Below are 13,876 nucleotides of genomic sequence, written 5' to 3' on the forward strand. Positions count from 1 at the left end.
CCGATTTTCCTTGTCGCAAGGAAAATCGGTTTTTTGCATGATTATGTTGTTTCATGAGGCGGTTCTTCTTTGACTAAGTCGCGCGCCTCTTCGATATTGACGGCGTCTTCACGGCCATGGACATAGCCGCCCGCCATACCTTCATTAATCATTCGATCGATGTCCATATAGTATTCGTCGCGGCCCTCATATTGAGAATCTTGGAGCGACCGTTCGTTTCGTTCCATCATGATGTTCCCTCCTTGTTTTTTAGTTTGTGTGAAAAAGGCATAGAATATCCGCGCTCGTCATATATATGGCAAACAGTAGGACAAGCAAGGAGGGAAAGGCAATGATACGCATGGTGAAACAACTGTTGCACATTACCTCCACATCCGCCCAGCTGGCAGAACGGCTCATGGAAACAGTGGAGGAGGAAACGTGGCAGCAGCAATTCATACGATATTTAGAAGATGCCAAGCGTCAATATCAACTTTGGCAATACATTCATTATTTGCTTGCCGGGACATATGCAGAAAGCGACAGGGAAGAGGTGGTGCATGCTTTTTCTTCTGAACTGCTGCACAGGCTTTGCTTGCAGGAATTGAAAAAAGCAATGTTATGTCGAAAGGCAAGAAAAGGTTTGTCAGGAGCCGCGCAAAAGGCGGCGGATCAAGTTTTGCAGCAAGCGATGCAATACAGCCGCTTATTTTTTACGATGGTGCAAACCCAGCTAGCTCCGCAAATAGAGAAATAAGTTGTTTTGCACCGTTCTGCTGAATATCCGGTTCGTCAAAAATCATCGGCTTGGCGTTGAGCTCATATACGTACAATGTGCCGTCTTTGCCGACGCCGATATCGGCGGAAAACTCGCCGACAAAGCCAAAACGGCCGCTTATTTCTTTTCCGCAGGCGTCAAGGAGGCTGTGCAGCTCTTTTTCATCGACGCGCTCCCTTACTTCGGAATATGGTAAAATGGTTCCGCCGTTTAAGACGTGGGTCGTCAGCTGCTGCGTTTGTGCCAACCGGACGCCGATGCCGCTGATGATGTAGCGGCCATGTTTATAATGAACGAGAACGCGCAAATCATAGCGTTGTCCATTCCATGTATCGGCGTCGATTGCTTGCTGGGCAATGTAGCGTGTCGCCGCCAAAAGCGGGGCCAGTTCGTCAAGGGAGGCGAGCGTTTTTTTGCCGTTGATGTGCTCGTAAAGGATTGTATTCGGTAACAGAGAAGCGGTAAGGCGGAAAATCCCTTTTCCTTTTGCCCCGTCGTTTGGCTTCATATAGACACTTCCGTACGTTTTCAACATGTTCTGTATATCGTCGATGTGCTGCACTGGCACCGTATGCGGCAAATGGGCCCGCAGTCGTTCATTTTTCACGAGCGTCTCATATATTTCCCATTTTGTAAAAAAAGTGCGGTTAAAAAAAGGGATGCAGAGGTTTCCAAAACGAGCAACGGTCTGTTGGAATACCGTTGATTTTTCTTCCTGCCGGCTTTTGATTCGGTTATAAAAAACATCAGGAAGCGGGGCGGTAACGGGTACCCATCGATCCAGCGCTGGAACGAATACATATCCGCGAATGGCATGTTCACCGATTGCGTTGACCGGACAAACGACGCCGATCCCCCCGGCTTTTTGCAGGCAATGGACGATGAGTTCGATATAGCGCTTTTTCCTGTTGAGCAGGACCGGAATAGATGATTCACTAACCATGATGCCGACGAGCGGCCCGATTTTTCCGTTTTTCTCTTTTACAGGAAGGGAAAACGATGGCGTATCGTCAGAAAACGGCAGCAGCCCATTGCAACCAAACGAGTAGGCGCGGCCGTGGTCTTGATGAAACCATGCGCCTCTATCTTGATTGTAATAAATAACGGTCATTGCAATAACGCCTCTGGTTCGGCAATGGTTTTTTTGCTTAAATAGACGGCATAAGCAAGGGAAAGCATTGCGGTCCGCTCATCATCCTGCTTTAGCTTTGGATGTTTAAAAATCGATCTTCCTGGTTTGGAATTGGCTTCAAACATCCAAATATTCTGCTTTTGGTCAAGGCCGATGTCAAAGCCGATTTCGCCGATCGTGATGCCCATCTGCTCTTCCAGGCCGCGGCTTAGCGTGAGAGCAGCGTCATGAAGCCGCTTGAGAATGCGCTGGCGGACGGAGGCGTCAGGAAAAATTTCTTCCATTGTTTTCACAATGCCGCCGTTGTTCATGTGGGTGGTTACGCTTCGCTTTCCGGCGATTTTTGCCGCGACCGCACTCACTTGCCAAGCGCCTTGTTCATTTTTATTCGTATGGATGCGAAAATCGACCTTTCTGCCGTTGACTTCAATGAGCCGAATCCCTTGCTGGATAATATAATGGTCCAATTTTTGATGCGAAAATAGGTGTTGCCATAGCGAAGATAATGTCGGAAAGATGCGCATCCGGTTGTATCCATGTTCGTCGCGAAATCGGCATTCGTATTGGCCATTTTTCTTTACAAGATGGTAAATGCCAAAACCAAGGCTGCCGTTGGTCGGTTTTAAATATGCTTCGCCATAACGTTCTAAAAAACGTTGAACAGTTTCTACGGTAGGATGAAGCGAAGTATCGGGAAGATAGGGCCGGGAGTGCGGATGCTCCTTTAACAGGCAGTATACTTCCCATTTATTGAAAAAGTTTTCATTAAACCAAGGAATGCCATATTGGTTTTTTAGCGTTTCTTTAATCGTTTGGAATGTTTCGCTGTTTTCAATGCGGCGATTTGGCAGGCGGTTGTAAATAACGGTTGGCAGTGGCACTTCCCGCTGCACCCAACCGCTTTCTGTATAAAAATAGCCGGTTACCGTTCCGGTTTCCCAGTGGATATGATGGGCACCAAATAGAAAAGCAAATCCGCCGACTTTCTTCTCCTGGGAGAGCAATTTCGCAAAGAAGAAGCTGCGCTTCCCGACAGGACGAAGCGGTGATTTCGTAAATCCGGCGGTAAAAATGCCAACGAGCGGACCGAGATGAATGGTATCGTTATCGAGAACAAGATGGACGTCCGCGGCAAACGGAATGTACAAGCGTCGTGCTACGTCTTTTGTCACGATAATCTGTTGGTCTAAAAGAGGAGAGGAAACAAAACGGCAAGGGGTAGAGACGCTTCCAAATGCCGCCATCGTCTGCCCGGAGAGAGAAATGGTTGATGGAAGATAGATCGTATTTTCTTCTTTTTCCTGAATCATTAATGAATAGGTCATAAGATATTCACCTCGTTGGCGAGAAACAAACAATATTGCAGCGGCGCTTCGTATACGTCGTCCTTTTTGTCAGGATGAAGCGCGGCCACGATCTTTCTTCCTGGCTTGGAATTGACATCGATGATCCATACACCGCCTTCTTTTGTAATACCAATATCAAGCCCTAATTCGAAGAGAGGGCCGAATTGTTCATCCATGTAGGACGGGAGGGCGCGAATAATGGTTTCGATGCCATCGATAATCAAAATGCGCTGTGAAGAAGGAAAGGAACGGATCCACCCGGAAAAATCACGAACGTCGGCACCGGCGCGGACGTTGGCGATAAACATTCCCGGGTGTCCGACCCGCACGGCGCGGCATCGCTCTATCCATTTGCCGGTTCCATCTTTTTGGAACAGGAAGCGGACGTCAAACGGTTCGTTTTCTTTTGTCTGCAACGGCAAAAACGGCTGTATCAAGTAGGAATGTTGTTGCAATAATGTAGAGATCCATTGCTCCAGTTCGCTTTTTTGTCCAACCAAAGCGGTGGTCTGCCCGGATGCATCGCAAATATGAAGCTTCCTTTCTGCTTTTTGGATGACATAAATGCCGCGGCCGCCCGCTCCGTTCTCCGGTTTGCAAATGACCGCTTGCTCGCGGCGAATCATGCGCAAAATGTCGGCGGACGACTGCAAACGGGCGGTTTTCGGCACATAAGGGGACAGCAGCGGATGCTCGATCATTTTCTCATATACGTCCCATTTACCTGGAAATCCGTATCCTAAAAAGACAAGGTCCGGCCGGCGTTTCAGCCATTGCATGATTGGTTTGCATTTTTTCGAACGGATATCGGAACGATAAAAACAGCGGTCGTATAAAAACGATGGAATATCAAACGTGCTTTTCGTCCATGCTTGCCTTTTTTCATCAAAAGCGCGGCCATGAACTTTTTCCGTTAACGGATCGATATCAAGCGGGGTAAAGCGGTAGACAGCAATGCCGTAACGGCCGGCACGTTTCGCGATTTCTGTACAGTATTCCATTTCCTGTTGTTCCTCAATCGTGATAAATCCAAGAGAAATCAAGGCGAATCACTCCTTTTCGTCGATCAGTGACAGACAATAGTCGATAATGGCTTTCGCCGACGGACGAATAAAATGTTTCGATATTGACATGTTGGTCTGTTTCGATGGCTTGGTGTTCACTTCAATAATCCATGGTTTATGTTCCCGATCTATCGCTAGATCAATGCCGAATTCCCCATACAATCCTTCCGCTTCACTGGCTAAAACGGTTGATACTTCGATGGCAATGTCTTTTAACAGCATTTTTTGCTGAAACGCTTTCCTTCGTTCATACCATTGTTGCAGCACGTTGTCGATCGGGACGATTTCTCCGCCGCGAGCAAGGTTGGCAACAAACTGTTCTTGATTCGCTATACGTGCGACGGCCGATGTCACACGCCATTCGCTGTCATGGGCGCGGTGGCACAAAAGGCGGAAATCGATCGGCCGTCCGTCAATCGTTTGCATATCGATTCCTTGCTGAATAATCGCCGCCGACTTTAGCCGTTCTTTTAAGGCGGCAAACAGCTCCGAAGTGGAAGCATACTGTTGCACCGCATCTTTCATTGACGTCGAGTAGTCAAGGAGGAAGCCGGTTTCCTTGTTTTCAATACGAAAAATATGCCGCCCTTGACTGCCGTGGATCGGTTTAATAAATACGACGGGAAACCGTTCAACAACGCTATCAAGCGTTTGTTTATTCCTGAATAATTCCGTTTTCGGTAAATAAGGATGCAAGTACGAATGGCTTGCTAAATATTGGTGCACTTCCCATTTATGCAAAAAACGATGGTTAAACATCAGAACGTGCTCGTTTTTCAGTTGTTCGATCAGCTGCTCAAATAAATAAGAATGTTCAGCCTTCCGTGAGTGGAGGCGGTTATAGATCACGTTCGCAGGGGGGACTTTCGTTTCTCTCCATTCCCCATCGATCCAGCGGTAGCCGCTCTTTTCGTTCTTTAAATACATCGACAAAGACGTGACGTAGAAAATAAGCTGGCGCTGCATGCTATAGTTCGCTAGTTCCTCGCAAAAATCATGAATCGATCCGAAATGAACACACGAATCCTTATGGAAAATTTCCGTCAACACGGCGACCGTTGGCTGCTGATTCATTGTTCTCCCTCATTTGCGCTTCCGTCGCGCAAGCCCTATAATGAAAAATTAGGCAAATGTTTATATCGTATCGTATGATGTTCGCTTAATTTTGGTGATTATCTTATAGGCGTGAAAGGGGAAAAACATGGAGACTATTTTTTACTTGCTATTTATGATTGCGGTCGGGGCGCTGATTGGCGGAGTGACAAATTTTCTCGCCATTCAAATGCTATTTCGGCCATATGAGCCGATTTATTGGTTTGGAAAACGGCTTCCGTTTACTCCAGGACTGATTCCAAAACGGCGGAGGGAGCTGGCTGAACAGCTTGGCAAAACGGTCGTTGAACATTTATTGACGCCGGAAGGGATTCGTCGCAAATTAGTGGCTCGTGACTTGATGGACAGCATGATTGACTGGGCACGGCGGCACGCGGAAGAATGGCTTTCCCGCCGAAATACGGTCGCGGAGCTTCTGCAGCGCGCGGGAATCGAAAATGCCAAAGAGCTGCTTTGCATAAAGGCGACGCAGTGGGTGGACAAGGCGTATGAGCAGTGGATGGCAACGATGCGCGCAAAAGCGATCCGTGATATATTTCCTGACGAAGTGCAATTAAAAATGGAAGAGCGCATCGGCGATCTCGCCAACTACATTGCCGACCGGGCGCTCGACTATTTCGAAAGCGAGGAAGGAAAAGGGCGAATTGCGAAAATGATTGACGAATTTTTTAGCGGTCGCGGGATGCTTGGAAATATGCTGCAAATGTTTCTTGGCAACGTCAACCTTGTGGACAAAGTGCAGCCGGAAATCATAAAATTTTTGCGCCATTCTGGGACAAGAGAGCTGCTGGCTCGTCTTTTATGGACGGAATGGAATAAGCTGACAAGCTATCCGCTTATCGCGGTAGAAGAATTGATTGGAAAAGAGCGGATTTGTGAAATGCTTCATCATTTTGCGCTTGATGTGGTCGAACGAAACGATATTCTCGAACAGCCGGTCGCCGATATGGTTGCTCCGTATCAAGAGCGGATGATGAACGAATGGATTCCGCAAGTGGCGGAAGCGGGCAGCCAATGGATCAGCGGTCAAGTGGAAACGATTATCACCCGCCTGCAGCTGGCGGACATCGTCCGTTCCGAAGTTGAATCGTTTTCCATTGAACGCCTTGAAGCAATCATTTTATCGATCGCGAGTCGCGAATTAAAAATGATTACGTATTTAGGCGCGCTGCTAGGAGGAATCATCGGTGCGGCTCAAGGCATCATCGGCTTATGGATGTAAGATTTCCCCTTGCTTTTTATTAGTCATATCGCTTTTTCTCGGCGCATACGTTATGATAGAGATACGTTACTTTTTATAGGAGGCTTTTTTATGTCCAATCAGCTATATGATCTTGCCGAGCAGCTTGAGAAAGCGATCCGCGCAAGCCACGATTTTCAGCAGTTAAAGCAGGCGTACGAAGCGGTGCGCCAAGATGAAACGGCGTACCGCCTATTTACCAATTTCCGAGATGCGCAAATGCGGATGCATGAAAAACAACTGACTGGGGCGGAAATTTTTCCGGAAGAAGTCGAACATGCGCAAAAAGCGATGATCCTCGCCCAGCAAAACGAAAAACTCGCACAGTTGATGGCGCTCGAACAGCGGATGAGCATGCTCTTGGCTGACATCCAGCGCATCGCGATGAAACCGCTCGAAGAGCTGTACCGTTCTTTCATGGAAACGGAATAATGACGAACACTCATATTGAGTGTTCTTTTTTTGTCCGTTTTATCATAGCTATGAAGTGATAGGAAGAAAAGCGGAGGCGGCGCGATTAGCCTTCGAAGCCAAATGTTCTTCGACCGCAGGGGTGCTTGTCACCCCGAGGGAGAAGGTTATTTGGCAGAAGAAGGCTAGCCGCCGAAGCTAGACAAAGAAGAAAAGTGGAGGCGGCGCGAACAGCTCTCGAAGCGAAATGTTCTTCGTCTGCGGAAGTGCTTGCACTTCAAGGGCGAAGGTTATTTCGCGCAAGAGAGCTATCCGCCGAAGCTAGACAATCTGAAAAGCGGAGGCGGCGAACACAACAAGAAAAGCGAGCAAGATCGACTTTTTTCACAAAAGGGGGAGACAGCAGTGGCTTACAAATTGCTTGCTCTTAATATTGACGGAACCATTTTAAAAAACAACGGCCGGTTGCAGCGCGAAACAAAGGAAGCGGTCGAATATGTCAAGAAAAAAGGAGTGTATATCACGCTTTTGACAAGTCGCAATTTGCTCGCAGCACGAAAAGTCGCAAGGGCGTTAAAATTAGAGAGCGAACTCATTACGTTCCAAGGTGCCATCATCGGCAAATCATTGAACGAAAAACTGTTTGAAGAGCTTATTCCGGAAGAACGGACGTTTAATATCGTGCAGATACTAGAAAACTTTAACTGCAATATTCGCTTGATGCACGAACGGTATTCACTCGGCAATCGAACAAAAGTGAAAAAAAATTTAGTTGTCAAAACGGTATTATCATCTGGCGATCCATTTTTTTACCCGACACAGTTTGTCGATTCGCTTGGCGATGTGCTCATGGATGAACCGCTGGCTGTTCCGAAAATCGATGTGTATTTTGCCAGCGACGCGGAGCGGGACGAAGCCGCCGCCGTGCTGGCCAAAGCGTTTTCAACTATTGACATGATTATGCATCCAAACGGGAAAATGGAAATTGTCCCGCAAGGAGTGTCTAAACTCACGGGATTGCGCCGGCTTGGGCATTATTTAGGCATTTCTTTAAAAGAAATGGTTGTCATTGGTGATGGCGTCGATGACATTCCGGCAATCGAAGCGGCTGGTTTAGGCGTCGCGATGGGCAACGCTCCAGCGGAAGTGAAAAAAGTCGCAGACTGGGTGACGCGTTCGAACGAACAGCTCGGCGTCGCTTACATGATCAAAGAACATTTCCGCAAGCAGCAGCGCCCAGAGTTTTTGCGGAAGCTGAAAATGAAACGATAAATGGAAAAGCTGGGATAGATTGATCCCAGCTTTTTTGCGCTGTTTCACTTGACGGGCAAAAAACACTTTCTGTACACTTAAGTAAGCCTGATAGGGAAAGGTGATTTCATTGCGCATTGAAATTCAAGGATTGCACGATACCGGACGATTTCAACGACCGCTGGAAGTCATTACAGGGTTGTTTTATGAAGAATATGAATTGGCATTCGCGCCTGCTCCAGATGCGGATATAACGGTTGCATTTTCCGTTAATGGCCAGGAGTCTATCCATGTTCATGGAATATTAACCGAATCATCCACCGGCAATAGATATGAAGCGGATCATGCACGGGACATATCAAATTTTCAAGAGGAAAAAGAACGGTTTAAGCAAGTGAAGTACGCCGTATTTCATGTCTACTTGACGTTGCTGCAGCAATACACCGGCCTCATCCAGCAATGGGGCGTGCTGACGGGGATCCGCCCCGTCAAATTATTGCATAAAATGTTGCGTTCCGGGCTTTCTAAAGACGAAGCGCACCGCCAGCTTCGCGAAGATTATTTAGTAACAGAAGAAAAAATTCAGCTGATGCAGGACATTGTCGACCGCCAGCTCACGGTCGTGCCGAATTTGTACGACCTTGCTCAAGAGGTCAGCATTTATATCGGCATCCCGTTTTGCCCGACGAAATGCGCTTATTGCACGTTTCCAGCGTACGCCATTAATGGACGCCAAGGTTCCGTCGATGCCTTTTTAGCCGGTCTGCATTACGAAATGCGCGCAATCGGCCGCTTTTTAAAAGAGCGCGGCATCAATATTACGACGATTTATTACGGTGGCGGCACGCCAACGAGCATTACCGCCGAAGAAATGGATCAGCTGTATGAGGAAATGTATGAGTCGTTCCCAAACGTCGAGCGCGTCCGCGAAATCACGGTCGAAGCGGGGCGCCCGGACACGATTACGCCGGAGAAGCTGAACGTTCTGAAAAAATGGAACATTGACCGCATCAGCATTAACCCGCAGTCGTACATTCAAGAAACGTTAAAAGCAATCGGCCGCCACCATACGGTCGACGAAACGATTGAAAAATTCCACCTCGCCCGCGAGATGGGTATGAACAACATTAACATGGATTTAATCATCGGCCTTCCGGGAGAAGGGCTGAAAGAGTTTTCTTACACATTAGCGGAAACGGAAAAACTCATGCCGGAGTCGTTAACAGTGCACACGCTCTCGTTTAAACGGGCATCGGAAATGACGAAAAACAAAGCGAAATATAAAGTTGCCGACCGCGATGAAATCAGCGAAATGATGAAAGCCGCCCAAGAGTGGACGAAGCGGCACGGCTACGTTCCGTATTATTTGTACCGGCAAAAAAACATTCTCGGCAACCTTGAAAATGTCGGATACGCCTTGCCGGGAAAAGAAAGCATCTACAACATTATGATTATGGAAGAACAACAATCAATTATCGGGCTTGGCTGCGGCGCCTCAAGCAAGTTTGTCGATCCGAAAACACGGAAAATTACCCGCTTTGCCAATCCGAAAGAACCGAAAGTGTACAACGAGCACTTTGTCCACTATACAGAAGAAAAACTGAAAATGATGGAAAAGTTGTTTGGATAGGCGAAACGGACGGGCTTCGGACAAATGTCTGGGGCCTGTCTTTTGTAGTTTAAGGTTTAAAGAAAGGGTTTCACTGAATATATAGACGTAAACTGAGATGGAGAGATTATTCGTTGAAGAAATTTAGGATAACAATAGCTACCATTATAAAAACAAAGCAGGCAATCATACACCCAATCCATCCAATTCTTTTAGGATGTGAATCGAGCCGAAAGCTCTCCCGGCTCCATACGCCTGGTTACTAAAATTTATAAAAATCTCCCCGTTTTTGCGTTGGATTTCGACGATATATGATATTGAATGACCGGCTTTCCTTTTGCATTCACTCCGACTGGGTTCTCCCATGACAAGATCGATGATTTCCTTTTCATATTTTTCAGGAACAGACACAGGCATCCTCAAGCGTGGAGCGTGTTTCCCTTTTGGTTGTCCAAGTGGATTGGCGATTTCTACATAACATTGGTACGTCTTGCTTTTATCGCCTCTGGCGTACAACTGATTAGAGCGTAAGTCTTTCCATTCTTCGTTCGTGATGTTTCCTTTCAAGCGCTTGTAAAAATTTCGTTTTCCGCCAAAAATCACACGTGGAATTGTTCCTTGGTCGAGATGGCGCTTTAGCTCGGCTTTTTTCGCCTTGATCTTTTCTAACCGTTGGTGCAATCCACCTAGACATGTTGGAAGATCGGCTTTTTTCGGTGTTTTTCTTCCGTGTTGGTAGTCATCGCTTTTCTTTTCGGCTTTTTCGATTTTTCGCCCGCACATCCTCCAAAAGCGTTGGAAGCAGCTCACGTTGGGAAGAAATCAGTGATTGAACAAGCAAGACCGCATCTTCGACAAACCGCTTGTTGAGCCGAAATTGGCGTGGAAGGCGCTTGATGATGTCTTTGGCGTTTCATCCCTCGAGCAAACGGTGGACGCGTATCACTTCGCGGAACCAAAGACGCGCATCAGCTCATCTAATAAATGAAGTTGTGATTCATCATGAGAAACGATTTTCATTCCCCAAACCGTTTTCATCCCCTTGCCTTCCCCCTTGTTTGGATCCTTAAGAACATATATTCGACAACTCTTCTTCCTTTCCCTTTTCCATGAGGAAGGGAGAGATGATTTTTTATCCTAAGCCAGGAGACAATGGAAAAGATGGAGAACATCCGCCTCTTTACGTCCGATAACAGGAGATATTTACATGATTTTATCTATTTTTATAGATGTTTAACAAGCTGCTTATAATTCAATACTTTGCAAGTCTTCGGTAGGTGCAAAGACTTTCCCTGCTCATCATGGTGAAGCTGTTCTGCCCGTTGCGTTTCATGCATATCTTTCACTGTTTTCATCGCCCTTTTCTGTTCAAAACCCGATTGCCTTGGGCAACCGGGCTTTATTCATGTCAGCGGTGGAACAGAATCAGCTTTCCGCTTGATGTTACACAGCGGTGCGTTTTATCGTGACAGTTATGTTCGCGTAATTTTTGTTCACCGATTTTTTTTGCTTCGTCATCATTTGCGGCTTCGAACGTTTCGTCCAACAGTTTTTCCCCGCTTTTGTCGAAAGCCGTTAATATATACGTTGGCATGGGAGCTCCTCCTTTGCTGAATGGTGATTCATATTATTACTTTGCTATTTTTAAAAAAATTCCTTCTACATAGCGAAACTTTTCGCTATGATAAACGTGTAATAGAATGATGGAATTTTTATCTAAAACTGGGGGAGTGAGAATGGCGTTACAGTTAGAGCATGTGACAAAGCGATTTGGCGCGGTAACCGCGGTTAATGATGTCACATTAACGATTCCAGAAGGAAACTTATTTGGATTTCTTGGTGCGAACGGGGCGGGGAAGACGACAACGTTTCGCATGATTTTGGGCTTGTTGGAGCCGACAGAAGGAACAATTACGTGGAATGGAGAAAAAATTGACTACTCGAAAAGCCATCTCATCGGTTATTTGCCGGAAGAACGAGGGTTGTATCCGAAGTTGAAAGTAAAGGAGCAGCTTATTTATTTAGGCAGGCTGCGCGGCTTGGATAAGGCGATGATTGTGAAAGAAATGGAGGCGTGGCTCGAACGGTTTAACGTGCCGGAGTACGCGGAAAAGCGGGTTGAGGAGCTGTCGAAAGGCAATCAGCAAAAAATTCAATTTATCGCTGCCGTGTTACATAAACCGAAGCTATTAATCTTGGATGAGCCGTTCAGCGGACTTGATCCCGTCAATGTCGAGCTGTTAAAGGAAGCGGTCATCGATTTAAAAAACAATGGAACGACGATTGTCTTCTCGAGCCATCGCATGGAGCATGTCGAAGAATTGTGCGAACATCTTTGCATTATGCATCGCGGGCGGCCGGTCGTATACGGGCCGCTGAAAGAAGTAAAACGGTCCTTTGGCAAAAAGAACATTATTATTCATGCTGATATGCCGCTTGATGAGCTGGCGGAGTTTCCGGGAGTCATCAAAATGAAGCGGACAGCGGAAGGCGTGCATTTACAAATCGAAAACGAAGACGTATCGCAAAAAATTCTTTCCCATATTGCCAACAAAGGATTTATCCGCAAGTTTGCGCTGGAAGAGCCTTCGTTAAACGATATTTTTATTGAAAAAGTAGGTGCGGCGTATGAATAAGTTTTGGATTGTGCTTTGGCATACGTATACGACAAAGCTGAAAGCGAAATCGTTTATCATCACAACGATTATTACGAGTCTCTTTGTCTTTGCGATCGCGAACATCCAGCATATTATTGAATTTTTTACGAAGGATGAAAAAACAACGGTGGCGGTCATCGATACCACGGGAGCGTTTTACGAACCGCTTGCAGCACAGCTGAAACAAGGAAAACACGATGATCTCCAGTTAAAGAAGGTGACCGGCCCAGAAGAAAAGGCAAAGGCGGCCGTCCGAAATGGCAAATGGGATGCGCTCCTTATCCTTTCGGCTGACGATAAACAGCTGCCGAAAGCGGTGTATTATGCAAACACGATTGCCGACAGCGATACGCCAAGCGAGCTTGAACAAGCGCTCCAACAGCTGAAAACAGCGATTGCGACCAAAAAAATCGGTCTGAAGCAAGAGCAAATCGCGCAATTGTATGAGCCGGTGCCGTTTGAAAAAGTGGCGTTGGAAAAAAACGCGAAAACGGAAGAAGAGCTGAATCAGGCGCGCGTTCTCGTTTACGTGCTGCTGTTTGCGATGTACATGTTTGTTCTTATGTACGGCGGCATGATTTCCACAGAGGTGGCGACGGAAAAATCGTCGCGCGTCATGGAAATTTTGGTGTCAAGCGTTCCTCCGCTCCAGCAGCTGTTCGGAAAAATCCTGGGGGTTGCGCTTCTTAGTTTAACACAGTTTGCGATTTTATTTGCAATTGGCTTCACAGCGCTGAAAAGCAGCGGGCAAGAATTGTGGAATTTCCTCGGCTTTGACCATCTTCCTGTCTCGACATTTGTGTATGCGATTATTTTCTTCCTTTTAGGCTATTTCTTATATGCGACATTATTTGCCGTGCTCGGTTCGCTCGTCAGCCGCGTCGAGGACGTCCAGCCAATGATTACTCCGGTCATGATTATTGTCGTTGCTGCGTTTATGATCGCGATGTTTGGCTTAAACGCGCCAGAGTCGTCCTTTATTACGGGGGCATCATTTATTCCGTTTTTCACGCCGATGATTATGTTTTTGCGGGTCGGGCTGCTTCCTGTTCCGTTTTGGGAAGTGGCGCTCAGCCTCGTTCTGCTCGTTGCGACGATCGGGCTGCTTGCCTTTTTCGGATCGAAAGTGTACCGAGGCGGGGTGCTCATGTACGGAAAGGCTGGTTCGCTGAAAGATGTGAAAAAAGCGGTGCAATTGACGAAAAAATAAGGCTTTGCGGGAAGCAAGGTCTTCTTTCTGGCGTTTGCGCAATTGTGGTATACTAACTATACACGAACGTGGAAACGGAGGAGGAA

General features: G+C 46.9%; 15 protein-coding genes. 8 read left to right on the top strand and 7 right to left on the bottom strand.

Going from position 1 to position 13,876, the window contains the following annotated elements:
* Window positions 1–41: 41 nt before the first annotated feature.
* Window positions 42–227: a hypothetical protein gene (locus HT574_RS00615; protein ID WP_026078511.1), complete on the bottom strand. Its 186-nt coding sequence runs from the start codon at window positions 225–227 to the stop codon at window positions 42–44.
* Window positions 228–331: 104 nt separating this feature from the next.
* On the opposite strand from HT574_RS00615, the gene HT574_RS00620 reads away from it, so the two are divergent.
* On the top strand, window positions 332–736 hold the full coding sequence (locus HT574_RS00620) for a hypothetical protein (RefSeq protein WP_175243093.1): 405 nt from the start codon (window positions 332–334) through the stop codon (window positions 734–736).
* Here HT574_RS00620 and HT574_RS00625 read toward each other — a convergent pair.
* The 4 genes from HT574_RS00625 to HT574_RS00640 are packed head-to-tail and all read right to left on the bottom strand — an operon-like array spanning window position 693 to window position 5,373.
* Window positions 693–1,868: a YheC/YheD family endospore coat-associated protein gene (locus HT574_RS00625; protein ID WP_175243094.1), complete on the bottom strand. Its 1,176-nt coding sequence runs from the start codon at window positions 1,866–1,868 to the stop codon at window positions 693–695. The two genes, HT574_RS00620 and HT574_RS00625, sit on opposite strands and share 44 nt — an antisense overlap.
* Complete coding sequence (locus HT574_RS00630) at window positions 1,865–3,214, bottom strand: YheC/YheD family endospore coat-associated protein (protein WP_175243095.1); 1,350 nt, start codon at window positions 3,212–3,214, stop codon at window positions 1,865–1,867. The genes HT574_RS00625 and HT574_RS00630 overlap by 4 nt, the downstream gene beginning before the upstream one ends.
* Window positions 3,211–4,278: a YheC/YheD family endospore coat-associated protein gene (locus HT574_RS00635; RefSeq protein WP_175243096.1), complete on the bottom strand. Its 1,068-nt coding sequence runs from the start codon at window positions 4,276–4,278 to the stop codon at window positions 3,211–3,213. Before HT574_RS00635 ends, HT574_RS00630 begins: the two co-directional genes overlap by 4 nt.
* Window positions 4,279–4,284: 6 nt before the next feature.
* Window positions 4,285–5,373, bottom strand: a complete 1,089-nt coding sequence (locus HT574_RS00640) for a YheC/YheD family endospore coat-associated protein (RefSeq protein WP_175243097.1) — start codon at window positions 5,371–5,373, stop codon at window positions 4,285–4,287.
* A 127-nt stretch (window positions 5,374–5,500) separates the two neighbouring features.
* Between HT574_RS00640 and HT574_RS00645 the strand changes: the two genes are divergently transcribed.
* The 4 genes from HT574_RS00645 (at window position 5,501) to HT574_RS00660 (ending at window position 9,944) form a co-directional block, all read left to right on the top strand.
* The gene (locus tag HT574_RS00645) at window positions 5,501–6,634 is read left to right on the top strand and encodes a DUF445 domain-containing protein (RefSeq protein WP_175243098.1); all 1,134 of its coding nucleotides are present in this window, start codon (window positions 5,501–5,503) and stop codon (window positions 6,632–6,634) included.
* 90 nt (window positions 6,635–6,724) lie between these two features.
* Window positions 6,725–7,084, top strand: coding sequence for a YlbF/YmcA family competence regulator (locus HT574_RS00650; RefSeq protein WP_081160636.1), 360 nt, complete (start codon window positions 6,725–6,727; stop codon window positions 7,082–7,084).
* A gap of 384 nt (window positions 7,085–7,468) precedes the next feature.
* Window positions 7,469–8,335, top strand: a complete 867-nt coding sequence (locus HT574_RS00655) for a Cof-type HAD-IIB family hydrolase (RefSeq protein ID WP_175243099.1) — start codon at window positions 7,469–7,471, stop codon at window positions 8,333–8,335.
* 103 nt (window positions 8,336–8,438) lie between these two features.
* A complete protein-coding gene (locus HT574_RS00660; RefSeq protein WP_175243742.1) occupies window positions 8,439–9,944 on the top strand; it encodes a coproporphyrinogen III oxidase in 1,506 nt (501 codons plus the stop codon).
* 165 nt (window positions 9,945–10,109) lie between these two features.
* Here the strand turns inward: HT574_RS00660 and HT574_RS00665 are convergent, their stop codons facing one another.
* On the bottom strand, window positions 10,110–10,706 hold the full coding sequence (locus HT574_RS00665; RefSeq protein WP_254698539.1) for a hypothetical protein: 597 nt from the start codon (window positions 10,704–10,706) through the stop codon (window positions 10,110–10,112).
* A gap of 46 nt (window positions 10,707–10,752) precedes the next feature.
* Here HT574_RS00665 and HT574_RS19695 point away from each other — a divergent pair, with 46 nt between their 5' ends.
* Complete coding sequence (locus tag HT574_RS19695) at window positions 10,753–10,911, top strand: hypothetical protein (RefSeq protein WP_254698540.1); 159 nt, start codon at window positions 10,753–10,755, stop codon at window positions 10,909–10,911.
* A 420-nt stretch (window positions 10,912–11,331) separates the two neighbouring features.
* Here HT574_RS19695 and HT574_RS00670 read toward each other — a convergent pair whose 3' ends face one another.
* Window positions 11,332–11,517, bottom strand: a complete 186-nt coding sequence (locus HT574_RS00670) for a YhzD family protein (RefSeq protein WP_017436761.1) — start codon at window positions 11,515–11,517, stop codon at window positions 11,332–11,334.
* Window positions 11,518–11,659: 142 nt separating this feature from the next.
* Here HT574_RS00670 and HT574_RS00675 point away from each other — a divergent pair, with 142 nt between their 5' ends.
* Together HT574_RS00675 and HT574_RS00680 are read left to right on the top strand one after the other, a co-directional pair.
* Window positions 11,660–12,559: an ABC transporter ATP-binding protein gene (locus HT574_RS00675; RefSeq protein WP_175243100.1), complete on the top strand. Its 900-nt coding sequence runs from the start codon at window positions 11,660–11,662 to the stop codon at window positions 12,557–12,559.
* Entirely contained in the window at window positions 12,552–13,790 is a 1,239-nt protein-coding gene (locus HT574_RS00680) for an ABC transporter permease (protein ID WP_175243101.1), read from the top strand. Before HT574_RS00675 ends, HT574_RS00680 begins: the two co-directional genes overlap by 8 nt.
* Window positions 13,791–13,876: the final 86 nt, after the last annotated feature.

Origin of the sequence: Parageobacillus sp. VR-IP, from assembly GCF_013357975.1 — a bacterium.
In the GTDB taxonomy this organism is placed as follows: domain Bacteria; phylum Bacillota; class Bacilli; order Bacillales; family Anoxybacillaceae; genus Saccharococcus; species Saccharococcus caldoxylosilyticus.

Coding starts and splice junctions, on each gene's coding strand:
- HT574_RS00640 (WP_175243097.1), bottom strand. CDS start 5,373: ATGAATCAGCAGCCAACGGTCGCCGTGTTGACGGAAATTTTCCATAAG.
- HT574_RS00680 (WP_175243101.1), top strand. CDS start 12,552: ATGAATAAGTTTTGGATTGTGCTTTGGCATACGTATACGACAAAGCTG.
- HT574_RS00615 (WP_026078511.1), bottom strand. CDS start 227: ATGGAACGAAACGAACGGTCGCTCCAAGATTCTCAATATGAGGGCCGC.
- HT574_RS00645 (WP_175243098.1), top strand. CDS start 5,501: ATGGAGACTATTTTTTACTTGCTATTTATGATTGCGGTCGGGGCGCTG.
- HT574_RS00625 (WP_175243094.1), bottom strand. CDS start 1,868: ATGACCGTTATTTATTACAATCAAGATAGAGGCGCATGGTTTCATCAA.
- HT574_RS00650 (WP_081160636.1), top strand. CDS start 6,725: ATGTCCAATCAGCTATATGATCTTGCCGAGCAGCTTGAGAAAGCGATC.
- HT574_RS00675 (WP_175243100.1), top strand. CDS start 11,660: ATGGCGTTACAGTTAGAGCATGTGACAAAGCGATTTGGCGCGGTAACC.
- HT574_RS00630 (WP_175243095.1), bottom strand. CDS start 3,214: ATGACCTATTCATTAATGATTCAGGAAAAAGAAGAAAATACGATCTAT.
- HT574_RS00620 (WP_175243093.1), top strand. CDS start 332: ATGATACGCATGGTGAAACAACTGTTGCACATTACCTCCACATCCGCC.
- HT574_RS00665 (WP_254698539.1), bottom strand. CDS start 10,706: ATGTGCGGGCGAAAAATCGAAAAAGCCGAAAAGAAAAGCGATGACTAC.
- HT574_RS00670 (WP_017436761.1), bottom strand. CDS start 11,517: ATGCCAACGTATATATTAACGGCTTTCGACAAAAGCGGGGAAAAACTG.